This window comes from Hyphomicrobiales bacterium (assembly GCA_002869065.1).
Classification (GTDB): domain Bacteria; phylum Pseudomonadota; class Alphaproteobacteria; order Rhizobiales; family Rhodobiaceae; genus Rhodobium.
In genome coordinates this window covers 889,783-913,799 of sequence record PKTR01000002.1, presented here as the reverse complement: position 1 = coordinate 913,799, position 24,017 = coordinate 889,783, and the positions used below count along the sequence as shown (strand labels likewise).

Here is a 24,017-nt window from a genome sequence, read left to right as displayed (position 1 = left end):
GCCGGAATGGCAATCCGGGGACGCCTTCGGCTTTTCGTCGCATGACGGGACGTCCGGTCGCGGACGGTGGCCGAAACGCTCGGGATACCGCATCAGCTGGCGAGGTCGGCGACCACCGCGTCGAGCACGAGCATACCCGCCGGCGTTGTGCGCAGCCGGTCGCCGCCGAGGTCCTCGATGAGGCCGAGCTCGACAAGATTGGCAAGCCGGCGCTCGTCGAGCCCGCGTCCCGACAGCGCCTCATAGCGGGCGATATCGACGCCTTCGACGAGCCTCAGGCCCATGACCAGGAACTCGTCGCCGATCTCTTCGGGGATCAGCAGATCGTCGGTGACGAGCCCGCTGCCGTGTTTTTCGACAAGTCCGAGCCAGGCTTCCGGATTGCGCTCGGTCGCGGTGGCGTGGCGTCCGTGCTCTTGCGCCAGACGGCCATGCGCGCCGGCGCCGATGCCGACATATTCGCCATAGCGCCAGTAGAGCAGATTGTGCCGGCATTCCGCGCCCGGCACCGCGTGGTTGGAGATCTCGTAGGCCGGCATGCCGGCGCCCTCGCAGATCTCCTGCGTCACCTGATAGAGCTCCGCCGCCGGTGCCTCGGCGGGTACCACCAATTTGCCGGCATCGCGCAGCCGCTGAAACGGCGTGTCGGCCTCGATGGTGAGCTGGTAGAGCGACAGGTGGTCGGCGGCGAGATCGATCGCTGCCGTCAGCTCGGCACGCCAGGCGTCCGGCGCCTGCTCCGGCCGGGCGTAGATCAGATCGAAGGAGAGGCGCGGGAAGATATCGCGGGCGATACCGATCGCCTTGCGTGCCTCATCCGCCGAGTGGATGCGGCCGAGGAAACCGAGAGATTCGTCGTCGAGCGCCTGCACGCCGAGTGACAAGCGATTGACCCCGGCAGATTTATAGCCGGCAAAACGTGTTGCTTCCGTGCTGCCCGGATTGGCTTCGAGGGTGACTTCGACATTCTCGTCGAGCGACCAGTAGCCGGCGATGGCGTCGAGGATCGCACCGACCGTTGCCGGCTCCATCAGCGACGGCGTGCCGCCGCCGAAGAAGATCGAGGACACCGTACGGCCCGACACCCGCGCGGCCATCGTCTCCAGCTCACGCAGATAGGCGGCGCGAAAGCGTTCCTCGTCGATGCCGCCATGGCGGACATGGCTGTTGAAATCGCAATAAGGGCATTTGGCGGCGCAGAACGGCCAATGCACGTAGATGCCGAAACCGGGCTCGGCGGTCTTCATTGCGGGAAACACCGCGCGACCAACTCGGCAAAGGCGCGCGCCCGGTGCGACAGCGGATTGCCCTGGCCACGTACCCAGCCGTGTTTTTCCTCCGCCGTCATCTCGCCGAAGGTGCGCTCAAAGCCGTCCGGCAGGAAGATCGGATCGTAGCCGAAGCCGGCCGTCCCACGCGGCGGCCAAACGAGGGTGCCGTGCACCTCACCGCGCACCTCCTCGAGGTGGCCATCCGGCCAGGCAAGGCAGAGGGCGCAGACGAATTTCGCCCGCCGTTGGTCCGGCGTCGTCGCGCCGAGCGCCTGCAGTTTCTCCTCGATGTTGCGCATCGCCTGCGCGAAGTCCTTGGTCGGTCCCGCCCAGCGCGCCGAATAGATGCCCGGATCGCCGCCGAGCGCCTCGACCGCAAGACCGGAATCGTCGGCAATCGCCGGCAGACCGGCCGTCGCAACCGCCGCTTCCGCCTTGAGCCGGGCGTTGGCCTCGAACGTCGTGCCGGTCTCTTCGGGCTCGGCAAGGCCGAGATCGCCGGCCGAGACCGTTTCGACGCCGATGCCTGCGACGAGATCGGCAACCTCGCGCACCTTGCCGGCATTGTGGCTGGCAACGATCAGTTTCTTCTCCGAAAAGATGCGCGCGGTCATGGAGCCTCCCGAAAGCGCCGCCGTCAGGCGATCGCCATCTTCTGCAAATCGACGAGCTTCTTGATGCCGTCGTCGGCGAGGTCCATCAGCGCGTTGAATTCGTCGCGCGAGAACGGCACGCCCTCTGCGGTGCCCTGCACCTCGACGATGGCGCCCGAGCCCGTCATGACGAAATTGGCGTCGGTCTCGGCGGCGGAGTCTTCCGGATAGTCGAGATCGAGCACCGGCGTGCCCTCATAGATGCCGCAGGAAATCGCCGCGATATGGTCGGTCAGCACCGGGGCGGTGATCATGTCGCGGGCGCGCATCCATTCAAGGCAGTCGTGCAGGGCCACCCAGGCGCCCGTGATCGACGCGGTGCGGGTGCCGCCATCGGCCTGGATAACGTCGCAGTCGACGGTGATCTGGCGTTCGCCGAGCGCCTTGAGATCGACGACGGCGCGCAGCGAGCGGCCGATCAGGCGCTGAATTTCCTGGGTGCGGCCGGACTGCTTGCCGGCGGTCGCCTCGCGGCGCATGCGGTCCGACGTGGCGCGCGGCAGCATGCCGTATTCCGCCGTGACCCAGCCCTGGGCCTGACCGCGCAGCCAGGGCGGCACGCGCTCTTCCAGGCTCGCCGTGCACAGCACATGGGTGTTGCCGAACTTGATCAGGCAGGAGCCTTCGGCGTGTCGGGAAAAGGCACGCTCCAGCGTCACCCGGCGCATTTCATCGGCGGCCCGTTTGGAAGGACGCATGGCAATCTCCGTTTCCGTGTTTTCCGGCGCGTCGCGGCGCCCTCATGGCCCGCCTTGTAGCCCTGCCCGCAAAGCGCCGTAAAGTACCGCTTGCATGGGCGGGCCGATTTGGCCTTAAGTTTTTCCAAATTCACCGTCCGTTCGCGGGCGTTTTCGCCGTTTGTCGAAACGAGAAGGGTGCGAGGCGTGGCTGCCGACGGAAAATCGAGAATAACCGTCCCGACCGGATCGGCCGTTGGTCTCGACGAGCTTGACGCGCGCTCGCGCGAGATCTTCAAACGCATCATCGAGTCCTATCTCGAAACCGGCGAGCCGGTCGGTTCGCGCAATCTTTCCCGTCTGTTACCCATGCCGCTGTCGCCCGCCTCGGTGCGCAACGTGATGGCGGATCTTGAGCATCTCGGGCTGATCTACTCGCCGCACACCAGCGCCGGGCGGCTGCCGACGGATCTGGGCTTGCGCTTTTTCATCGATGCCCTGCTCGAGGTCGGCGATCTCGGCCGCGAGGAGCGCGCCCGCATCGAGGCCGAGGTGGCGGCAAGCGGCCGCGACAATTCGCTCGACTCGCTGCTGTCCGATGCCGGCCAGCTTCTCTCTGGCCTGTCGCGCGGCGCCAGCGTCGTGCTCAGCCACAAGAGCGACATGCGGCTGAAACACATCGAGTTCGTCCGCCTCGAGCCGACCAAGGCGCTGGTGGTGCTGGTCGGCGAGGATGGCACGGTCGAAAACCGCCTGATCGCGATTTCCGCCGGCTTGCCGCAATCGGCGCTGACCGAGGCGGGCAACTATCTCAACAGCCATATCCGTGGCCTCACCCTGTCGGAAGCGCAGACCGCGCTTGAACAGCGCAAGGCCGATGCGCAGGCCGAACTGGATCTGCTGAGCCAGAAGGTGGTCGAGGAGGGCCTCGCGAGCTGGGCCGGCGCCGATGCCGATGTGCCGGGCCGGCTGATCGTGCGCGGTCGCGCCAATCTGCTGGAAAACCTGACCGCGCTCGACGAGCTGGAACGGGTGCGCCATCTGCTCGACGATCTGGAAACCAAGCAGGAACTGATCCGCCTGCTCGGCCTTGCCGAAAAGGGCGATGGCGTGCGCATCTTTATCGGCTCGGAAAACACGCTGTTTTCCCTGTCCGGCTCTTCCGTGATCGTCGCGCCCTATCGCGACAGCGAACAGCGCATCGTCGGCGCGCTCGGCGTTATCGGCCCGACTCGGCTCAACTATGGCCGCATCATCCCGATGGTCGATTTCACGGCCAAGGTGATCGGCCGGCTGCTTGGCTGAACGGCGTGGTGAAAGAGGCTGGGCCGGACTTCAATTCATCATTGGGCCGGTCCATATAGATTGGTGGAAGGGCGATATCGGCCGCACGGCGATGGTAGGTGCCATAGCCCGGCGGTGGAGTTGCGGCAACGCATGGCAGGACCGGCAAGGCCTGTTGGCGCGGCGCAACCAGCGAAAGGACGAAGAAGCGATGAAATATCTCATGCTTGGTGCCGCGGTGGCGGCGGCGGTCGTCGCGGCGGCGCCGGCTTTTGCCCAGAATGCGGACCGCGAAATGCGCCGCACTGTTCGTGAGGCCTGCAAGAACCTCGGCTCCGAGGTCTTCGAGGATCCGAAAACGCTGGTCGACCCGACCGGATCGGCGAGCTATGCCATGGCGATCGTGCGCGGCGTTTCCTTCGATACGGGCGAGCGGGAGCGGGCGATCTGCGTCTACAACAAGGCGACCGGTGAGGCCGAACTCGGTGCGTTCCTGCGCAAGGGAAAGAAGAATCAAAAGAAGAAAGCCGGCGCGCAGGGCGGTCAGCCGATGGACGGCGATTCCGACGACGATCAGTTCTGATTTCTAAACGGTTCGATCCGGTTGACGCGGCAGGCGCTTGCCGCTGAAGCGGGGGCAGGCGCCCGACGCTGCTTCACACGGCTCCGCCAATTCGGCGGGGCCGTTTCTTTTTGCCTCTCGGTTCCGCGCCGGTTCAGACAAAGGCCCGTCGCCCCAAGTATTCCGGCGGTATTTGGGGAAAATTACACCTTCGACGAGAAAAACGCTGCGTTTTTCCGAGTGTTTCAAATTGTTCGGGATCGATATATGCAAGTTGTATATTATTAGTTCCTTATAAAGCAGCTTGGTGCTGGCCTTTCGGCAAAAATCGCCAAAAGAAACGGAAGACTTGCAACTTTTCTTTTCGGATTACACAATAGTCCAACAAACAAAAACAACGCCGCCTCCGGCTTCCGTGCCGGGCGGTGAAAACGATGAAGGCGCAGCACAAGGCGCGCAGTCCAAAGGGAGTTGCCGAACCATGATCCGGCGCCTACCGGCTTTCCTGTCCGTCGTTTTCCTCTGTTTCGTGGCTCTGTTCGTCGTTGGCGACAGCGCCCGCGCGCAGGCTCCCGGCATCAACCCGGTGCCGCCAAGCGCGCTGACCGGTGGCGCGGTGCCGGGCCGGTCAAGCGGCACGACCAATGATTCGGAATTCTGGCGCCAGATCCGCAAGGGTACTCCCGGCCGGGTGTCGATTCCCGATCCCCACGCCGCGATCATGGTTCGCGAAAGCGGCGAACAATGGCGGGTGATCCGCTCGCAATGGCTGCCTTACTACGGCGCGATACCCATCGTCGGCATGACGCTGCTGATCCTGCTGTTCTACGTCATCCGCGGCCGCATCAGAATAGAAGGTGGGCGCAGCGGGCGCACCGTGCCGCGCTTCCAGCTCTGGCACCGGACCATGCACTGGTTCGTCGCCTGCCTGTTCATTCTGCTCGGCCTCAGTGGCCTGATCCTGTTGTTTGGTCGCGTCGGGCTCATCCCGTTGATCGGCAAGGAGGCGTTCGCCGTCTTCGCCAGCGCATCCCTGCAGGGACATAATCTGTTCGGCCCGATCTTCGTCGTCGTGTTCTTCCCCATGGTGCTGATGTTCCTCAAAGGCAACGGCTTCAACCTTGTCGACCTGAAATGGATCCTCAAGGGCGGCGGCTTGTTCGGCGGCCACGCCAGTTCGGAGAAGAACAATTTCGGCGAGAAGGGCTGGTACTGGCTGCTGACCCTCGGCGGCACGGTGCTGTGCCTGTCGGGCTTGTTGCTCGACTTCCCCTGGCTCGCTGAAAAGACCGGCTATCTCAACATCGCCCATGTTGCCCACGCCGTTGCCGCGATCGCTGTCATCACGGTCGCGATCGGCCACATCTATATCGGCTCGCTCGGCATGGAAGGCGCGCTCGAGGGCATGACCAAGGGCGAGGTCGACGAGAACTGGGCCATCCAGCACCACGATCTGTGGGCACAAAAGGTGATGGGTGAGCAGGCCGCGAAGAAGCGCGCCCGGGATGAAGACGCAGACGGGGTGCCGGTTCCCGCCGAATAGCGCAACGCAGGGCGCCGGCCGAATTCAACCGGCAGGGTGCAGGCGTTCGGACAGGCTGGATAGAAACCCGAGGAGGCAGGAATGGGTTTTGTCGAATTTGTCGAAGGGCCGCTCTGGTACCTCGCCGCAACGGTGTTCGTGCTCGGCGCGGCCTGGCGGATCATCGGCCTGCTGCGCTTCGGCCGCAAGAAGGATCTGAGCGTCGCGCGCGGGTCCGCCACCGCCGGCTTCATCAAGGGCAACCTGCGCCACTTCGTGCCGCGCACCAATTTCGCCTTCCGCACCTGGGTCCATCTGGTCGGCGGCTACACCTTCCATCTCGGCCTTTTCGTGCTGCTGTTGTTCGCCGCGCCGCATGTCGCCTTCATTGAGGAGCGCATCCTCGGCTTCGGCTGGCCGGCACTGCCGCGCTGGGCCTTCATCGTCGCCGCTGAAATCGCCTTTGCCGGGCTGATCCTGTTGTGGATCCGCCGCATCTGCGATCCCGTCATGCGCCAGATCGCCGACCGCGACGATCATGTCGGCACCTGGCTGACCTTCCTCGTCATGCTGACCGGTTGCCTCGCCCTGCAGGAAAGCCAGGTCATGCTGCGCGCCATCCATATGCTGTTCGTCGATCTGTGGCTGATCTACTTCCCGTTCAGCCGGTTGATGCACGCCTTCACCTTCGTCCTGACGCGCGGCTTCACGGGCGCGATCTATGGCCGCCGGGGAGTGACGCCATGAACGCCAACGCCAACATCGCCGGAACGGCGGTCGAGAAATTCCTCGCCGTCACCGACAGCGCCATCGCCTCCTATCTGGAAGGCTGCGTCCATTGCGGTCAGTGCGCCGAGGCCTGCCATTTCTACCTGACCCAGGAAGACGCCCGCTACACGCCGACCTACAAGCTGAACCCGATGGTCAAGGCCTACAAGCGGCACAAGGCGCCGTTCTCCGGCCTGAAGCGCATGTTCGGCCTGGTGCCCGACGAGGTCACCGAGGACGAGCTGAACGAGTGGACCGAACTCGTCTACGACAGCTGCACGCTGTGTGGCCGCTGCACGCTGGTCTGTCCGATGGGCATCGACATCGCCGGCTCGATCCGCAAGATGCGCGAGGGCTTCACCGCGGCCGGCCTTGCGCCGGAAGGCCTGGTCACCGCCGAGCAGCGCGCGATCGCCACCGGCAGCCCGATGGGCATCACGCCGAAAACCTTGAAGGCGCAGGTCGCCGCCCAGGAACGCATCTGCGGCTGCGAAATCCCGCTCGACAAACCCGGCGTCGACTACATGGTCATCCTGTCGTCGATGGAGATCATGGGCTTCCCGGAAATCTTCGGCGCGCTTGCCCGCATCTTTTCCCAGGCCGGCGTCACCTGGACGATTTCCACCAAGGCCTATGAGGGCACCAATGTCGGCGTCCAGATCGGCAGCCGAGAGACGGCCAAGACGCTCGTCACCCGGGTCGTCGACGCGGCCGAGGAACTCGGCGTCAAATATGTCATCAGTCCGGAATGCGGGCATGCCTATGGCGCGCTGCGCTGGGAGGGTCCGAACCTCGTTGGCCGGCCGTTCAAGTTCGAGGTCATCCATATCCTGGAACTGCTCGACCAGTTGCAGCGTGAGGGCCGTATCCGTACCACCGGCCGCGACGAGCGGGTCGTCACCCTGCACGACCCCTGTCAGATTGTCCGCCGCGGCGGCGTCGTCGCTCAACCGCGCCGTATCATGAAGAGTTTTTCCGGCGGCTTCGTCGAGATGGAGCACGCCGGCGTCACCAATATCTGCTGCGGTGGCGGTGGCGGGGTGAGCGCCAATCCGCGCGCCGCCGAGCTGCAGAACACCGCCTTCGAGTGCAAGAAACAGCAGCTCGATGCCATCGAGGGGCTCGAACTCCTGGTCTCGCCCTGCGCCAACTGTCGCACGGTGCTGGAAGAAGCGCTCGATGAGCGCGAGATCGACCTCGAGGTCATCGGCCTGGCGGAGTATCTCGCCGAATATCTCGAAGACACGCCAAAAGGCGATGGCTCCGGCGCGGCGTAAGCGAGTCAACGGAAGGGCCGGTCAGACACCGGCCCTCTATGCGCTCGCCGTTTTGGCGGCGGGCCTGACCGGATTTGGGGCGGCGCTGGCCGACGACGATCCGGTTCTCATCGAGCGTGGCAAGGAACTGTCGATCAAGCACTGCGCCGCCTGCCACGTTATCGGCGATTACAACAAGTTCGGCGGCATCGGCAGCACGCCGTCCTTCCGCGTGCTGGCAAGCATGAAGGACGGCCGCGAGCGCTACGAGACCTTCCACACCCGCAACCCGCATCAGTCGATCACCTTCCTGCCCGACCAGAAGCCGCCGACAGATCTGCCGCTGCGCGTGCAGCCGATCGAAATCGACTACGACGACATCATCGCGATCGCCGCCTACGGCATGACGCTCTTCGATCCGCGTCTGAAGGCAATCGAGTAAGACAGGCAAGACCCGGATAGAACGGTATTATTCGCTGGCAAAATAGCCGCGGATGCTGGCCATCGCCGCGTGTGCCGGAACGTCGAGCACCAGAAGGCTCGCATAGACGGCGGCCGCCAGCCGGCCCGCATCCTCGCCGTCCTTGCCGGCCGGCAGGTCGAGGCCGACGATGGCGTCCGCGTTGCCGGCGATGTCGTCATAGAGCACGCCGCCGGCGACATAGACCCCGCCCGGCACCCGCGCCCGGCCCGATACCGGGATCACCACCTGCTCCTTTGCCGCCTGCAGCGCTTCGGCGATCTGCCGCGTCTCGCGATCGTCGACATTGACGATGGCGCCATTGCCGCCGGTCTGGCGATGGAAGACGAGGCGGGCGGCGCCCGCCGCATCCGCACCGAGGACCGATTTCGCCGCCGCGCCGATATCGAGCAGCACCGCCACGTCAAAGGTGATCGACAGGGTGATGTCGAGCCGCACCGGTGGCATGGCGAGACCGTAAATGCCGCCATTGCCGAGCGGATGGAGGCCGAGCAGCGGACGATCCTGATCGCCGCCGATTTCGCATTCCCGCCCGCTGACCTTGAGCGCGTGCGCAAGCAGGTCGAGCGCGGCGCTCTCCTGCGCTTCCGAGACGAGACCGACATAGCGCGAATCCCGCTCCGCTCGGGCGAGCAATTCGGCGTCCGAGATCACCTCGCAGCCGGCTTCGCGCGCCGCCGCCACCATCGGGTGCGGATCGGTATCGCCATGCGCGATCCCGGCTTCGACGATCAGGCTGACCGGCTCGCGCCAGTCGAACTCCGCGCCGTCCTGCAGCACCACGTCGTTCGCCGCTGCAGCCCGCCGGTTGGCGGGGTCGTCGTCCCAGCCCATCACCTCCGCGCCGGACAGCCGCAACGCTTCGGCCGCCTTGCAGCCATGGGCCCCGAGCCCGAGAACGAAAACCGGAAAGCCGGCAAAAGGATAGAGATCGATCATGCGGGCGTCCTTTCGGCGCGCGGATGGAAACGGGTCAGGCGGGCGTCGCGAGCGGCAGATTGACCAGCAGGTTCTGCGGCTTCATGTGCAGCCGCCCGTCGGCCTTGCGGCAGAGCGCCAGATAAACCGGCCGTCCGGCAATATCGGCCCGCTGGCTTTCGCTGTCGACGAAATTGAGCTGGAACAGCGCCATCAGGCGGGCCATGCGCTCGTCGTCCACCTCGCGCCCGTCATAGAGGTCGTTAAGGAGCGCGGTCGCGTCGACATCGAGCCCGACATGCCAGCTCCAATGGTCGTCATCGATTTCCTCGACGGGCTCGATCTTTACCGCGATCTTGAGAAAATGCGCGATCCAGCGTTCCAGCATGGTGGCAAAGGCCCGCCCGCCGGGCCGGCCATAGGTCATGTCGAGGGCGAAATCGTAGCGGTCGGAGCGCTCGAAATAGCGGCTGGCGTTCTCCAGCGACAACACGTCGAGTTCGGTCGTCTGGCGCAGCAGCAACGGGTTGGCGGCGATCTCGATCAGGCTGATATGGCCGCGCTCCTGACGCTCGCGCATCATGCCGGAGATCTCGCTGTCCATGAACAGCACCGAGCCGCCGACCAGATTGACCATCTGCTCGCGGAACAGGATTTCGGCGGCGCGCAGTACGAACGGATCCGTCGTGCCATCGAAGATATTGCGGGCGATCGCATGCACCAGGTGATCGATGAACAGCGCCGGCACTCGCACCGGCGCCGTTTTGCGCACCAGCGACAGGTAACAGCGTTCCAGCGAGCCCTCAGAGAGAAGCCGGTCGCGGTAGCCGAGAAACACTTCGTAATTCTCGCGCGCGTCGGCGTCGGCCAGTTCGCCTAGCGTGGCGGCGTCGACGTCTCGTGTCGGCTCGTCCAGGAGGGCGGCGTGCAGCGCGAGTTCGGCTGGGCAGGATTCGGGCACCGGTTCCAGCTCCGGCCGCAGCAGATAGGCGCGCAGGAAAGCATCGGTCGGCCGCAGATAACCGTCCTCCCCCTTTTCGAGCAGGTGATAGCCGGAGTTCTTCCAGAAATCGCCGCCGGTCGTTGCCATTCTTCTTGGTCCCCTAAGGATTTTGTGCGGCAGCGCTGCATGACAGCGCCTTGTTGAGATTGTAAACTAATTGCAGGTGCAATGGTTTCCCGGAATGACGCCGTTGTCGACCGTAAAACGCGCCCTTTTCGGCTTTTTTCTTCTCGGCCTGCACGGTGGCGCTGCCGAGGCGGACATGGTCGGCCATGGCGGCCTCGTGCGCGACATCGCAGTCAGCGCCGACGGCACGACCGTGTTGAGCGCAAGCTTCGACTACACGCTGCGCCGCTGGCGGTTCGACGACCAGACCGCACTCGATGTCCTCTCCGGCCATGCCGGACCTGTCAACGCGGTTGCCTTCCTGTCCGGCAGCGGTGCGGTTTCGGCCGGCGGCGACGGCAGGCTGATCGTCTGGCGCCTTGGAACCGGCGAGGCGAAGCCGGCGCGCATACTCGACGCCCATCGCGGCCAGGCAGCCGCGATTGCCGTGTCTGGCGATGGCGCTACGCTGCTGTCCGGCGGTTGGGATGGCACGCTCGCGCTCTGGGATGCCAACACCGGTGCCGAAAGGCGCCGTATCGCAGTCGGCGCCCCGGTTATCGCTGCTGCCTTCGGGGTGGGCGACGCGCAGGTGATTTCCGGTACCCGCGATGGCGAACTGAAAATCTACCGCCGGAGGGATGGCATCCTGACCGCCACCATTCCCGCCCACGATCTCGGGCTGACGGCGATGGCGGTCTCGCCCGACAAAAGCCAGCTCGCCACCATCGGTCTCGACAACATGGTGCGGGTCTGGACGCTCGACCCGTTTGCCGAGCGCTTCGCCTTTCTCGCCGACCCTGTGACCAAGCCGCTGTCGCTCGCCTTTTCGCCCGACGACACCAGCGTCGTCGTCGGTTTCCTCAATGGCGATGTCCGCCAGCTCGACACCGGGCGGGGCCGCACGCTTGCCCATATCCGTGAGGAAGCCGGCCCGGTCTGGGCGGTCGCGCTCTCCGCCGACGGACGGTTTCTCCTGTCGGCAAGCAGCGATGAGCGGATCAAGGTCTGGCATCTCGAAAGCGGTGCGCGCATCGGTGAGACGATTGCCGATGATCCACGCCCGACACCCTGGTTGACGAGCGATCATCCCGGCGCCGTCGTTTACCGCAAATGCGCCGTCTGCCACGCGACGACGGCGAAGGAACGTCAACGCTCCGGCCCGCATTTCACGGATCTGTTCGGCCGCCGCGCCGGCAGTGTCGCCGGCTATGCCTATACGCCGGCGCTTGCCAACTCGAAGATCGTCTGGACGCCGGAGACGATCGCAGATCTCTTTCGCCGCGGGCCCGATACGGTCTTCCCCGGCACCAAGATGCCGGTGCAGACGATCCCCGATGAAGCAGCACTCGCCGCGCTCGTCGATTTCATGGCCGGGATGCTCGGGCAGACGACGGTCCCGGCCGAATAAACAGAACCAGCCAAAACAAAACCGGCGCGGACATGCCGCGCCGGTTCCGGTCTCCCCCCTTGAGCATTTGCCGCATCTTTGGCGACGCCAATTGGCTGCACGATGCTCAGGCTGTTCCGCGGGCTGTTTTTGTGTTCTGCCCGATTATCTGGAACGCCGGTCTCTCCGCTTGTGGCGGGGTCGATGCGGGCCCGGGGCTTGCCGCTCCGGACCCGTGCCCGGGTCTACGAACCGGATTTCTGCTGGTAGGCGGTGCCCCAGCCCCAGGCGCCGGAGCCGAAGCCGCGCGAGACGATGCGCTCGCGGAAGATGTTCGACACCACATTGCCGTCACCGGCCAGGAGTGCCTTGGTCGAGCACATCTCCGCGCACAGCGGCAGCTTGCCTTCGGCGAGGCGATTGCGGCCGTATTTGCTGAACTCGGCCGCGCTGTTGTCCTCTTCCGGACCGCCGGCGCAGAAGGTGCACTTGTCCATCTTGCCACGGCTGCCGAAGGTGCCTTCCTGCGGATACTGCGGCGCGCCGAACGGACAGGCGAAGAAGCAGTAGCCGCAGCCGATGCACAGATCCTTGGAGTGCAGCACCACGCCTTCTTCCGACTGGTAGATGCAGTCGACCGGGCACACCGCGATGCACGGCGCGTCGGAGCAGTGCATGCAGGCCACCGAAATCGAGCGCTCGCCCGGCTTGCCGTCGTTGATGGTCACCACGCGGCGGCGGTTGATGCCCCAGGCGACCTCGTTCTCGTTCTTGCAGGCGGTAACGCAGGCGTTGCACTCGATGCAGCGTTCGGCGTCACAGAGAAATTTCATCCGTGCCATGTCACAGTCCTCCTTCTGCCTTAAGCCGCTTCGATCCGGCAAAGCGTCGCTTTGGTTTCCTGCATCTGCGTCACCGAGTCATAGCCATAGGTGCCGCACATGTTCGAGGCTTCGCCGAGCACCCAGGGTGATGCGTCGGGCGGATACTTGCTGCGCAGATCCTTGCCTTGCCAGTGGCCGCCGAAGTGGAACGGCATGAAGGCAACGCCCGGTGCCACGCGTTCGGTGATCAGCGCCTTGACGAGCACTTTGCCGCCTTCCGGGCTGTGCACCCACAGCATGCCGCCTTCCTTGATGCCGTGGTTGTTGGCATCGCGCGGATTGACCTCGCAGAACATGTCCTGCTGAAGCTCGGCCAGCCACTTGTTGGAGCGGGACTCGTCGCCGCCGCCCTCGTATTCGACCAGCCGGCCCGAGGTCAGGATGATCGGGAAGTCCTTCGAGTAGTCCTTCTCCTGGATCGAGGCGTACAGCGTCGGCAGGCGATAGGCCTTCTTGTCCGCGTAGGTCGCGTAGTCCGGCAACAGGTCGCGCCGGTTGGTGTAGAGCGGCTCGCGATGCAGCGGGATCGGATCCGGGAACGGCCACACGAAGGTGCGCGCCTTGGCGTTGCCGAACGGGGCGCAGCCATGCTTGATCGCGACGCGCTGGATGCCGCCGGAAAGGTCGGTCTTCCAGTTCGTCTTGTCGCCGGCCACCGCTTCGATCGCGGTACGTTCCTCGTCGGTCAGATCGCCGTCCCAGCCGAGCTTCTTCAGCATCGCCATGGTGAACTCGGGATAGCCGTCCTCGATTTCCGAGCCGACCGAGTAGGAGCCTTCGGCGAGAAGGTTCTCACCCTCATATTCGACGCCGTAACGGGCGCGGAAGGTGAGGCCGCCTTCGGCCACCGGCTTCGACGTGTCGTAAAGCAGCGGCGTCCCCGGGTGTTTCATCTCCGCCGTGCCCCAGCACGGCCACGGCAGACCGTAATAGTCGCCGTCCGCCGGACCGCCATTCGCCAGGAGCGTGGTGCGGTCGAAGGTCGACTGGTTGGCCATGTGCAGCTTGAGGCGTTCCGGCGACTGGCCGGTATAGCCGATCGTCCACAGGCCGCCGTTGAACTCGCGGGTGATGTCCTCGATCAGCGGTTCGTCGTTCTCGACCGTGATCTTCTTGAACATCTCCTGCTCGAAACCGAGCTTGCGGGCGAACTTGTACATGATGACGTGGTCGGGCAGCGATTCGAACAGCGGTTCGACCACCTTGTCACGCCACTGCAGCGAACGGTTCGACGCGGTCACCGAGCCGTAGGTCTCGAACTGGGTGCAGGCCGGCAGCACATAGACGCCGTCCTCACGGTCCGGGATCACCGAGGCGAAGGTCGGCACCGGGTCGATCACGACCATGATGTCGAGTTTTTCCATCGCCTTCTTCATTTCCGGAAGGCGGGTCTGCGAGTTGACTGCGTGGCCCCACAGCACCATCGCGCGGACATTGTCCGGCTGGTCCATGTTGCCCTTGTCCTCGAGCACGCCGTCGATCCAGCGCGACACCGGAATGCCGCTCGATTCCATCAGCTCCTGCGAGGCGAAGCGGCCCTTCAGCCATTCGTAGTCGACGTCCCAGACGCGCGCCCAGTGCTTCCAAGAGCCGGTGGCCAGGCCGTAATAGCCCGGCAGGCTGTGCGACAGCACGCACATGTCGGTTGCGCCTTGAACGTTGTCATGGCCGCGGAAGATGTTCGCGCCGCCGCCGGCAACACCCATATTGCCGAGCGCCAGCTGCAGGATGCAGTAGGCACGGGTGTTGTTGTTGCCGTTGGTATGCTGGGTGCCGCCCATGCACCACACGATGGTGCCCGGCTTGTTGCTGGCGAGCGTGCGCGCCACGCGGCGCAGCTGCGATCCCGGCACGCCGGTGACGCGCTCGGTTTCTTCCGGCGTCCACTTGGAGATCTCGGCCTTGACGCGGTCGAGGCCCCAGACGCGCTGGCGGATGAATTCCTTGTCTTCCCAGCCGTTTTCGAAAACGTGCCAGAGAATGCCCCAGATCAGCGCGACGTCGGTGCCCGGACGCAGCCGCACGAACTCGTCGGCGTGCGCGGCGATGCGGGTGAAGCGCGGATCGCAGACGATCAGCGCCGCGTTGTTCTGTTCCTTGGCCTTGAGGATGTGCTGCACCGCGACCGGATGCGCCTCGGCCGGGTTCGAGCCGATCAGGAACATCGCACGCGAATTGTGCATGTCGTTGTACGAGTTGGTCATCGCGCCGTAGCCCCAGGTATTGGCCACGCCGGCAACCGTCGTCGAGTGACAGATGCGCGCCTGATGATCACCGTTGTTGCTGCCCCAGAAGGCATAGAACTTGCGGAACAGATAGGCCTGCTCGTTGTTGAACTTGGCCGAGCCGAGCCAGTACACCGAGTCCGGGCCGGACGCCTGGCGGATCTCGAGCATCTTGTCGCCGATCTCGTTGATCGCCTCGTCCCAGGAGACGCGCTTCCACTTGCCGCCTTCGAGCTTCATCGGATATTTCAGCCGACGCTCGTTATGGGCATGTTCGCGCACCGCCGCGCCTTTGGCGCAATGGGCGCCGAGATTGATCGGGCTCTCGAAGCCGGGCTCCTGGCCCGTCCACACGCCGCGTTCCACTTCGGCCATCACCGTGCAGCCGACGGAACAGTGGGTGCAGACCGACTTGATCTGCTTCACCTCGGCGCCATAGGCCTTGGCGGCTTCCTGCGCATCGGCCTTCTTGACCATGCCGAGCGGCAGTGCGGATGCGAGCGCTGCGCCGCCGGCCGTCAGGCCCGAGCGCGCCAGAAAGGTTCGCCGGTCGATGCCGGTTCCGTTGACTGCGCCGAGCACCTGTTTCAACCGGGATCGCTGCGCCGTGCCGCTGGATGTCTTGGTCAGCATGGTTTTTCTCCCATTTCGGCTTGTTGCCGCCATTCGGGCGGACTTGCCTCTCGCCGTCTCGTTCACACGCCGCTTCGCAACCTCTAAGGCTGTCGCCCGCAAAAGATTGCCGGCCACAGGCGCGCGTCGGTTTCCCCCGCCCGGAAATCTCCGGCCGGTCAGATCATCAGAACTTCGCCAGTTCGTAGTAGGTCCGGATGTGATCGGTCTCGCGATAGCCGACCGAATTCTTGCCGCGCGTCTCCGGCTCCGCCGCTTCGGCTCCCGTCGCCAGCGCAACCGCTGCGCCGCCGGCTGCGCCGACCGCCATGCCCGATTGCCGGAAGAAGTCCCGGCGGCTCATATCGTGCGGTTTATTCTTTTCCGTCATGGCTTTTCCTTCGTTGTCGTCCAGCGTCGCAGAGAATGCCCAGGATTGCGGTACGGCGGGTGCCGCTCAGGCCGCCATCGTGAAGGCATCGCCCTCGATCGCCAGAAACGCCTTGCCGAGTTCGGCGACGGCCGCATAGAGCCGGGCCGAATTCGCCGCTTTCAGGTCGTTGAAGAATTCGCCCGCCCAAGGAGCGATATGCGCGGTGAAGAACGCGAGCTGGGTGTCCAGATCGAGCGGCTCATCGGTCAGTGTGCCGAGGATGAGCCCGTGCATCATCTCCATGAGATAGGCGATATGGTCCTCCGGCTCGCCGTTCTGCCCCGAATGGACGACGCCGAGGCGTTCCATGTCGGCGCGCAGACGCACGAGCGGGCGGTCGTTGAGATTGCCGGTCAGATAATACGAGGCGTAGGGCAGCACTTCGCCGCCCTGACCCATGCCGTAAAACAGCCGCGTATATTCCTCTTCCGCATCCGCTGCGGTGAGGTCGCGTGCCGCTGCGGCAAGGGCGCCGAAGGCCTGGCCAAGCGGGGTTTCGTCGCGATGCAAACGGCTGAGAATATCGAGGAAATCCTGATCCGGCGCTGCGGCGAGCGCACGCGCGATCAAGGCATAGAGATGGGCGCGAAGGCGATCTTCTTCGGCGATGTGCCGCTCTTCTTCCATCCGGTCTTCCTCCTACCGGTTTTATATCCCGGCGAATGGGACCCTGACAATAGTATATTGCGTCAACTCGCCGCATTCCGCATGTGGATTCTGCGTAGTTCGGAGAATTCAGGAAAGCAATATGGGAGAAATAAAGGGATTCCGGCCTTGCTGCACCGCAGCAATACTCGCGGAATTAATCCGATACGAAGTATTCAACAAATACCTACTAAATTAGCGCACGCTAATATTGCTCATCCGGGTTTCTGCGGAGACCGGATTTCGTCTGTTTCGCGACTGTCCGAAGCGTCGGCGGTGTCCCGCGCGGCGTTATTGGTAGCTGCTTCACCGCATTCCACGGGATCGCTCCCGCCGGCGTCGATTGCCTCGTGAGTCACCTCGAATGCGTCCGCTTCGCCTGACTCGGCCACGCTTTCCTTAGCTGCGGTGTCGGCGATCTGTTCGCCGTCGGTCGCCGCCTCGGCGTTGGCGGGCGATGGCGGCGCAATCTCGTCGTCATCGAGAAAACCCTTGCCGACGCGGTATGCGGTCTTCACCGCCTCGCCGAGCGCCTGCGCCGCGCGATAGTCTTCATCATAGTCGTTGAGCTTGTCGATATTGGCAAGCACCGGGTCACTGACCCACAGCTTGCGCAGCGCCGCGTTTTTCAGCGCGGCCGGAACGCCCTTTGCCAGAAACCCGGTGTAATCGGATTCGCGGTTGAGCTCGTCGAGTGCCGGCAGGCCGAGCTCCTCGGTCAGCGCGCGCGCATCTTCTTCGCTGAGCGGTTCGGCCGGGTCGGAGCCAAGCGGCGGCAGCGTACCGGGTGCGTCTGGATCGCTTTTCAGAACCTGTGCGGCGTCTTCCGCGGCTGCCGGTATCTCCGCAGCCGTTTCCGCGAGCTCTGGTGACGTCGGCTCCGCCGCAGCGATCCGCGGTGCCGCGCTGCCACGGCGCATCTTGCGCGCCTCCGCCTTGCGCTGCGACCAGCGCGACAGCGCGCCTTCCATGCCGCCGTCCCGATCGTCCGCCATCACGCGCCACCCGCCATCATTCGCCACCCACTTGCCCGAACCGGCCGCGCGGGCGCGTCCAGCTCTGTTCCGAGCGCTGTTTGGTGTTTTTGCGCTTCTTGAACGGCTCTTCCTTGTGGTGGGTGTCGACGAATTGGCTCAGCCAGGCGTTGACCTCGTCCGGCATCGCCACCCCTTGGGTGATCTCGTCGCCGCTCTCCACATAGCTCGACGCCTCGAATGGGCAGACGGTGGCGAGGAACGCCTTCAGCCCGCTGTCGGCCTCGTCGTCGGGCCGCAGCACCACGTAGACGACCGGCTCGGCCTGCGACAGGTTAAGCGAGTAGCCTTCCGTCTCGCCGCGGAACAGTTCGAGCGGCAGCGTCGCGACGTGAAACTGTGTTCGTGTGCCATCTTCAACCAACAGCCGTGGCGCGTCGACCGGCCCCGCATGGGGGATCACCGCAACCGGCGCCCATGTCGCATCCTGCCAGGGATGATCGCTCGCCCGTCGTTCGATGACGATGCCGACCGGCATTGTCGCGTCAGCCGTCATGGCCGCTCCTTCGTCGCGTTTCCTTGCCCGACCCATCTTGCACAACTGCGACACTTCAACGCAATATGGTCGTGACGAGAGTTTTCGAACACCCTGTCGAGCGGGTCCAACAAGAACAAAAACAAACGAAGAAATCCAGGGGAAACAACGGTTTGGCAATTATCACCTGTTCCTGCGACGGCTCGATGACCCTCGACCGCGAAACGATCGAGGCCGGCCTCGGCGAAGCGCTCGAAGCGCCCGCGACGCAGCTCTGCCGCCGTCAGATCGAGCGATTCCGCGACCTCGCCGACGGCAATGAGACCCTTGTTGTCGGCTGCACCCAGGAAGCGCCCCTGTTCCTCGAAATCGCCGAGGATATCGCCTTTGCCGCCGACCTTCGCTTCGTCAATCTGCGCGAAAAGGCCGGCTGGTCGAAGGAAGGCACCAAGGCGGGCGCCAAGATGGCCGCGCTGATCGCCGAAGCCGCGCTCAATGTCGACGGCCCGCAGATGATGGGTATCGTCAGCGCCGGCATCGTGCTTGTGATCGGGCCGGGCGATGTTGCCATGGACGCCGCCATGCGGCTCGGCGAACGCCTCGACGTCACCCTCGTCCTCACCGGCAGCGAGAGGCCTTTCGCGCCGCGCATCGCCGATGTGCCCGTCTTCCATGGCGGCGCGGTCTCGGCCAAGGGCTCCTTCGGCGGCTTTTCAGTTTCGATCGAGGATTTCGCCGCCGCCAGACCCTCCGCACGCGGCGCGCTTGCCTTCGACATGCCGTCGGCGGAGCCCGGCACATCGAACTGCGACATCATCCTCGATTTGCGCGGCGCAGCGCCGCTGTTCACTACGCCCGACAAGCGAAGCGGCTATTTCAATCCAGATCCGCGCGATCCGATCGCGGTCGAGCGGGCGCTGTTCGAGATCGCCGACATGGTCGGCACCTTCGAAAAGCCGCGCTATGTCGACTATCAGCCGTCGCTCTGCGCCCATGCGCGCTCCGAGATCGTCGGCTGCCAGCGCTGCATCGACAATTGCCCGACCGCCGCCATCACACCGTCCGGCAATGTGGTGTCGATCGACGCCGGCATCTGCGCCGGTTGCGGCAATTGCGCCAGTGTCTGTCCGACCGGTGCGGCCCGCTACACCATGCCGGGCGGCGTCGCGCTGCTGACCCGCCTGCGCACCGTGCTCGGCACCTATCGCAAGGCCGGTGGTTCGGCGCCGGTGCTGCTCGTTCATGACGGTGAGCACGGCGAGGCGATGATCGACGCGCTTGCCGACCATGGCGATGGCCTGCCGGCCAATGTCATTCCCTTTGCCGTCAACGCGGTCACCCAATGGGGCCTCGACGCGGTGCTTGCCGCGCGCGCCTTCGGTGCCGCGAAGACGCTGCTGCTGGTGCCGCCCTCGGCCGCTGACGAAACCGGCGGCATCGACGACGCCGTCCGCCTTGGTAGCCATATCCTCGACGGCCTCGGCTATGTCGACGGCGCGACCGCGATTATCGCTGAAATCGATCCCGACAAGGTCGCCGCCGCCCTTTGGGCGCATGCGGGCGAAGCCGCCACCGTGACGGCATTGCCGGCCGCCTTCACCCCGACCGGCGGCAAGCGGGATCTCATGCATCTGGCGCTGTCGGCCCTGCACAAGGTCGCTCCGGTGCCGGTCGACGTGCTCGCCATGCCGCAAGGGTCGCCCTTCGGCACGCTTCAGGTCGATACCGGCGCCTGCACGCTGTGTCTCGCCTGTGTCGGCGCCTGCCCGGCCAATGCGCTGAAGGACAATCCGGACTTCCCGCGCCTCAGCTTTCTCGAAGAAGCCTGCGTCCAGTGCGGTCTTTGTGCCCGCACCTGTCCGGAAAAGGCGATCGTGCTCGAGCCGCGCCTGACCTTTACCGGCGAAGCGCGCAATCTGCGCATCATCAAGGAAGATCAGCCGTTCGAATGCGTGCGCTGTGGCAAGCCGTTTGCAACGCGTTCGACCATCGATACCATCGTCGCGCGCATGTCGGGCCACGCCATGTTCAGCAACCCGGATGCGCTGAAGCGGCTGCAGATGTGTTCCGACTGTCGCGTGGTCGACATGGCGGAAAATGTCAGCGATCCCTTCGCCTCCCGGCCGCGCCCCGCGCCGCGCACCACGGATGACTATCTGCGCGAGCGCGACGACGAGGCGGAAAAGAGCTGAGGCCCGACCGTAGCGAAATGCGGTCCCGCTCCAAGGTGGCGGGTCAACGAGACGGAGCACCATGACCGGCTTTGCCGACGAATTCGCGACCGCGGTCACCATGATCGGGCAGATGGACCGGCGACTCGCCGAGATCATCGTCCTGTCGCTGCGCGTCAGCCTGTCCGCCGTCGCGCTCGCCGCGCTGATCGGCATGCCGCTTGGCGCCATCCTGGCGCTCACGCGGTTTCCCGGCCGACAGGGTATCGCCGTCCTCTTCAACGTGCTGATGGGCCTGCCGCCGGTCGTCGTTGGCCTCATCGTCTATCTCATGTTGTCGCGCAGCGGCCCGCTCGGTGTGCTTGGCCTGTTGTTCTCCCCGACCGCCATGATCATCGCACAGGTCATTCTGGTCACCCCGATCATCGTTTCGCTGACCCGCGAGACCATCGGCCCGCTGTCGCAGGAATATGGCGAGACCTTTGCCTCGCTCGGCACCCGCCGCCATCAGGCACTTGGCGCGCTGTTGTGGGATGGCCGTTTCCTGCTGGTAACCGCCCTTCTTGCCGGCTTCGGACGGGCGACGGCGGAGGTCGGCGCGGTGATGATCGTTGGCGGCAATATCGACCACGTCACCCGGGTGATGACGACGGCGATTGCGCTTGAATCGAGCAAGGGCAACCTCGCGCTGGCGCTCGGTCTTGGCATCATCCTGATTGCCCTGTCGCTCGCCATCAATATCGCGGTCTACGGCGTGCGCCTCTATGGCGAAGCCAAGGGGGCGGCATGAGGGAAGTGACCGACATGCTGCCGATCGTCATCGACAAGGTCTCGCTCAGGCGCGGCGGCAAGACCGTGCTGAAGGAGATCGAGTGCGTCTTCGACAACCGCCACAAGAAGACGTTGATCATCGGTCCGAACGGCGCCGGCAAGAGCCTGCTTCTGCGCGTCGCCCACGGGCTTCTCAAGCCGGAAACCGGCGCCGTGCGCTGGCCGAACGCACCCGATCCACAGGCCGTGCGCGACGGCCAGGCGATGGTGTTCCAGCGCCCGGTGCTGCTGCGCCGCACCGCGCTCGACAATCTTCTGTTCGCGCTGAAGGTCCGTAAGGTGCCGAAGGCAGAGCGCTGCGAGCGCGCGCACGCCGCGTTGAAACGCGCCGGCCTCGGGCGGCTGGCGACGATGCCGGCGCGCGCGCTGTCATTTGGTGAGCAGCAGCGGCTGGCGATTGCCCGCGCGCTTGCCGTGCGCCCGCGCGTTCTCTTCCTCGACGAACCGACCGCGAGCCTCGATCCGGCAACGACCGGGCTCGTCGAGGAACTGGTCGAGGAAGCGGCTCAGATCGGGGTGCGCATCATCATGACCAGTCACGATCTCAACCAGGCCCGTCGCCTTGCCGACGAGGTCCTGTTCCTACACCGCGGCAGGATCAAAGAACGAGCGCCGGCGGCAAGCTTCTTCGAAGCGCCGCAGAACGATCTCGCCGCCGCCTTCCTGAAAGGCGACCTTCTGTGGTGGCGGCGCCAATCGATTTACACTGGAGAGGACGGAAATCATGAAAACACTTGCTAGGCATATCGTCGGGGCAATTGCCGCGCTGGGTCTGGCCGCATCCGCGGCGGCTCCGGCACTGGCGGCTGACAGCTTCATCACCGTCGCATCGACGACGTCGACGGCGAATTCGGGTCTGTTCGATTCGATCCTGCCGGTCTTCCAGAAAAAGACCGGTATCGAGGTCCGCGTCGTTGCGGTCGGCACCGGGGCTGCCATCCGCCTTGCCCGCTCGGGCGATGCCGACGTGCTGCTGGTGCACCACAAGAAGTCGGAGGAGCAGTTCGTCGCCGATGGCTTCGGCGTGAAGCGCTACCCGCTAATGTTCAACGACTTCGTCATCGTCGGTCCGAAATCGGATCCGGCTGGCGTCAAGGGTGAGGCCGACGTCGCCGCCGCCCTCAACAGGATTGCCGACAGCGGGTCGATGTTTGCCTCGCGCGGCGACGACAGCGGCACCCACAAGCGCGAGCGCGAATTGTGGAAGGCCGCCGGCATCGATCCGGTCGCCTCGTCGGGCAAATGGTACCGTGAGACCGGCTCTGGCATGGGCGCGACGCTCAATGTCGCCGCCGGCTCCGATGCCTACGCGCTCACCGACCGCGGCACCTGGCTGAGCTTCGCCAATCGCGGCGATCTGGAACTGCTCGTGTCGGGCGACACCCGCCTTCGCAACGAATACGGCGCCATCGTCGTGTCGAAGGACAAGTTCCCGCATGTGAAGGCCGATCTCGGCCAGAAATTCGCCGACTGGATGCTGTCGCGCGAGGGTCAGGCGGCGATCAACGGCTACAAGATCAACGGCGAGCAGCTGTTCTACGGCATGGTCGAAAACCCGACCAATTGATCCCGGCTTTCCGCCGCAAAAAGAAAACGCCCGCGAGCATCTCGCGGGCGTTTTTGTTTACGGTCGGCCTTGCGAACACGATGGGATTTGATTTCCCGCTCACGGCTGAGCGCGGACCATCGTCCGCTAGCCTCCGCGAGGGCGCCCTTATCGGGCGGCGGCCGGTCGGCCTTGCGAACCCGATGGGTTCGATGAGTATTCTACAGCTACCGTTTGTTAGTACGGCTTTCGCGCCACACGCTCCCCGTCACCCCGCGCTTGATGCGGGGTCCATTGCCCTTGTCGAAACGGTATGCCGGTGCGGTCTTGACATATACCAGGCCCACTCTCGAACGCCCTCACTCGGCGCACCCGCCATTGGATCCCGGATCGCGCCGCTCGGCGGCTTGTCCGGGATGACGGGGAGTGTGTGACGCGAACGCGGACTTTCGATCCGGCCTAGAGCACCACGATCGGGGTCTTCTCCGGCACGCGGCTGTACAGGTCGATGATGTCCTGATTGAAGAACCGCACGCAGCCCGACGATGCGGCGCGACCGATCGACGACGGCTGGTTGGTGCCGTGCAGGCGGTACAGCGTGTCGCGACCGTCCTGATAGATGTAGAGGGCGCGCGCGCCGAGCGGGTTCTTCAGGCCCGGGTCCATGCCGTCCTTGTACGGCTTGAGGTCCGGACGCCGCGCGATCATCTCCTTCGGCGGGAACCATTTCGGCCATTCCTGCTTCCAGCCGATATAGGCCCGGCCCGACCAGGCGAAGCCCGCCTTGCCGATGGCGACGCCGTAGCGCAGCGCCTTGCCGTTGCGCAGCACCAGATAGACGTAGCGCTGTTTGGTGTCGACGACGAGCGTGCCCGGCTTTTCCTCGGTCTTGTAGTCGACCATCTGGCGCAGGAAGCGCTTGTTGACCCGCTTCAGATTGATCGGCGGCAGCTTGTAATCGCCGTCTTCCACCGAGGCGTACATGTCGCCATGGCTCGACAGGCTGATCGAGTAGGGGCTGAGGCCCGAGGTCTGGCAACCGGCGGCAAGACCGCCGATCACGACAGCAGCGGCGACGCCGCGCACGAAGGAGGGCGCGGAGAAAGTCCGCTTGCCGCTGGTTGAAAACAGTGAAGAAATCCCGCGCACGCCCATGCTCCGCGATGCTGAAACCAAAAAAGCGCCCGACGGCTTGCCGAGCTCCCCGGACCCTAGTCCGGAAAGCGGCGCCGAGCGGTGACGCGCGTCACATGGTTACGCATTACAATCGT

23 protein-coding genes are annotated in these 24,017 nt (G+C 64.8%); 11 read left to right on the top strand and 12 right to left on the bottom strand.

Going from position 1 to position 24,017, the window contains the following annotated elements; genetic code table 11:
* Positions 1 to 92: 92 nt before the first annotated feature.
* Genes C0606_07965 through C0606_07955 form a run of 3 tightly spaced genes read right to left on the bottom strand, consistent with a single transcriptional unit; the run spans position 93 to position 2,622 of the window.
* Positions 93 to 1,247: a coproporphyrinogen III oxidase gene (locus C0606_07965; protein PLX38158.1), complete on the bottom strand. Its 1,155-nt coding sequence runs from the start codon at positions 1,245 to 1,247 to the stop codon at positions 93 to 95.
* A complete protein-coding gene (gene rdgB, locus C0606_07960; GenBank protein ID PLX38157.1) occupies positions 1,244 to 1,885 on the bottom strand; it encodes a non-canonical purine NTP pyrophosphatase, RdgB/HAM1 family in 642 nt (213 codons plus the stop codon). The genes C0606_07965 and rdgB overlap by 4 nt, the downstream gene beginning before the upstream one ends.
* A gap of 23 nt (positions 1,886 to 1,908) precedes the next feature.
* The gene (locus C0606_07955) at positions 1,909 to 2,622 is read right to left on the bottom strand and encodes a ribonuclease PH (protein PLX38156.1); all 714 of its coding nucleotides are present in this window, start codon (positions 2,620 to 2,622) and stop codon (positions 1,909 to 1,911) included.
* Positions 2,623 to 2,799: 177 nt separating this feature from the next.
* Between C0606_07955 and hrcA the strand changes: the two genes are divergently transcribed.
* The 6 genes from hrcA (at position 2,800) to C0606_07925 (ending at position 8,435) form a co-directional block, all read left to right on the top strand.
* On the top strand, positions 2,800 to 3,906 hold the full coding sequence (gene hrcA / locus C0606_07950) for a heat-inducible transcriptional repressor HrcA (protein PLX38155.1): 1,107 nt from the start codon (positions 2,800 to 2,802) through the stop codon (positions 3,904 to 3,906).
* A gap of 154 nt (positions 3,907 to 4,060) precedes the next feature.
* Entirely contained in the window at positions 4,061 to 4,468 is a 408-nt protein-coding gene (locus C0606_07945) for a hypothetical protein (protein ID PLX38154.1), read from the top strand.
* A 460-nt stretch (positions 4,469 to 4,928) separates the two neighbouring features.
* On the top strand, positions 4,929 to 5,990 hold the full coding sequence (locus C0606_07940) for a formate dehydrogenase subunit gamma (protein ID PLX38153.1): 1,062 nt from the start codon (positions 4,929 to 4,931) through the stop codon (positions 5,988 to 5,990).
* A gap of 81 nt (positions 5,991 to 6,071) precedes the next feature.
* Positions 6,072 to 6,716 carry a hypothetical protein gene (locus C0606_07935; protein PLX38152.1) on the top strand — a complete coding sequence of 215 codons (645 nt, stop codon included), beginning with the start codon at positions 6,072 to 6,074 and terminating at the stop codon, positions 6,714 to 6,716.
* The gene (locus C0606_07930; GenBank protein ID PLX38151.1) at positions 6,713 to 8,014 is read left to right on the top strand and encodes a heterodisulfide reductase; all 1,302 of its coding nucleotides are present in this window, start codon (positions 6,713 to 6,715) and stop codon (positions 8,012 to 8,014) included. The genes C0606_07935 and C0606_07930 overlap by 4 nt, the downstream gene beginning before the upstream one ends.
* Positions 7,995 to 8,435, top strand: coding sequence for a hypothetical protein (locus C0606_07925; GenBank protein PLX38150.1), 441 nt, complete (start codon positions 7,995 to 7,997; stop codon positions 8,433 to 8,435). Before C0606_07930 ends, C0606_07925 begins: the two co-directional genes overlap by 20 nt.
* A 27-nt stretch (positions 8,436 to 8,462) precedes the next feature.
* On the opposite strand, the gene C0606_07920 is transcribed toward C0606_07925, so the two are convergent.
* Positions 8,463 to 9,413, bottom strand: a complete 951-nt coding sequence (locus tag C0606_07920; GenBank protein ID PLX38149.1) for a hypothetical protein — start codon at positions 9,411 to 9,413, stop codon at positions 8,463 to 8,465.
* A 34-nt stretch (positions 9,414 to 9,447) separates the two neighbouring features.
* Positions 9,448 to 10,482 (bottom strand): hypothetical protein, encoded by a 1,035-nt coding sequence (locus C0606_07915; GenBank protein ID PLX38148.1) that lies wholly within the window; start codon positions 10,480 to 10,482, stop codon positions 9,448 to 9,450.
* A 94-nt stretch (positions 10,483 to 10,576) separates the two neighbouring features.
* On the opposite strand from C0606_07915, the gene C0606_07910 reads away from it, so the two are divergent.
* Positions 10,577 to 11,911 carry a hypothetical protein gene (locus C0606_07910; GenBank protein ID PLX38147.1) on the top strand — a complete coding sequence of 445 codons (1,335 nt, stop codon included), beginning with the start codon at positions 10,577 to 10,579 and terminating at the stop codon, positions 11,909 to 11,911.
* Between the two features lie 224 nt (positions 11,912 to 12,135).
* Here the strand turns inward: C0606_07910 and C0606_07905 are convergent, their stop codons facing one another.
* The 6 genes from C0606_07905 to C0606_07880 all read right to left on the bottom strand — a co-directional run bounded on the left by C0606_07905 (position 12,136) and on the right by C0606_07880 (position 18,273).
* Positions 12,136 to 12,732 carry a formate dehydrogenase gene (locus C0606_07905; protein PLX38146.1) on the bottom strand — a complete coding sequence of 199 codons (597 nt, stop codon included), beginning with the start codon at positions 12,730 to 12,732 and terminating at the stop codon, positions 12,136 to 12,138.
* 20 nt (positions 12,733 to 12,752) lie between these two features.
* Positions 12,753 to 15,632 carry a formate dehydrogenase gene (locus C0606_07900; GenBank protein PLX38145.1) on the bottom strand — a complete coding sequence of 960 codons (2,880 nt, stop codon included), beginning with the start codon at positions 15,630 to 15,632 and terminating at the stop codon, positions 12,753 to 12,755.
* A gap of 166 nt (positions 15,633 to 15,798) precedes the next feature.
* The gene (locus C0606_07895) at positions 15,799 to 16,002 is read right to left on the bottom strand and encodes a formate dehydrogenase (protein PLX38144.1); all 204 of its coding nucleotides are present in this window, start codon (positions 16,000 to 16,002) and stop codon (positions 15,799 to 15,801) included.
* Positions 16,003 to 16,068: 66 nt separating this feature from the next.
* Positions 16,069 to 16,671 carry a molecular chaperone TorD gene (locus tag C0606_07890; protein ID PLX38143.1) on the bottom strand — a complete coding sequence of 201 codons (603 nt, stop codon included), beginning with the start codon at positions 16,669 to 16,671 and terminating at the stop codon, positions 16,069 to 16,071.
* Between the two features lie 233 nt (positions 16,672 to 16,904).
* Positions 16,905 to 17,684, bottom strand: a complete 780-nt coding sequence (locus C0606_07885) for a hypothetical protein (GenBank protein ID PLX38142.1) — start codon at positions 17,682 to 17,684, stop codon at positions 16,905 to 16,907.
* 16 nt (positions 17,685 to 17,700) lie between these two features.
* The gene (locus tag C0606_07880) at positions 17,701 to 18,273 is read right to left on the bottom strand and encodes a DUF3305 domain-containing protein (protein PLX38141.1); all 573 of its coding nucleotides are present in this window, start codon (positions 18,271 to 18,273) and stop codon (positions 17,701 to 17,703) included.
* 11 nt (positions 18,274 to 18,284) lie between these two features.
* Here C0606_07880 and C0606_07875 point away from each other — a divergent pair, with 11 nt between their 5' ends.
* From C0606_07875 to C0606_07860, 4 genes are all read left to right on the top strand, one after another.
* Positions 18,285 to 20,390, top strand: a complete 2,106-nt coding sequence (locus C0606_07875) for a 4Fe-4S ferredoxin (protein PLX38140.1) — start codon at positions 18,285 to 18,287, stop codon at positions 20,388 to 20,390.
* Between the two features lie 61 nt (positions 20,391 to 20,451).
* Entirely contained in the window at positions 20,452 to 21,159 is a 708-nt protein-coding gene (locus C0606_07870; GenBank protein ID PLX38139.1) for an ABC transporter permease, read from the top strand.
* On the top strand, positions 21,156 to 21,941 hold the full coding sequence (locus C0606_07865; protein ID PLX38138.1) for an ABC transporter ATP-binding protein: 786 nt from the start codon (positions 21,156 to 21,158) through the stop codon (positions 21,939 to 21,941). Before C0606_07870 ends, C0606_07865 begins: the two co-directional genes overlap by 4 nt.
* Complete coding sequence (locus C0606_07860) at positions 21,925 to 22,767, top strand: sulfate transporter (protein PLX38137.1); 843 nt, start codon at positions 21,925 to 21,927, stop codon at positions 22,765 to 22,767. The genes C0606_07865 and C0606_07860 overlap by 17 nt, the downstream gene beginning before the upstream one ends.
* Positions 22,768 to 23,205: 438 nt before the next feature.
* On the opposite strand, the gene C0606_07855 is transcribed toward C0606_07860, so the two are convergent.
* On the bottom strand, positions 23,206 to 23,901 hold the full coding sequence (locus tag C0606_07855; protein PLX38136.1) for a hypothetical protein: 696 nt from the start codon (positions 23,899 to 23,901) through the stop codon (positions 23,206 to 23,208).
* Positions 23,902 to 24,017 lie beyond the last annotated feature (116 nt).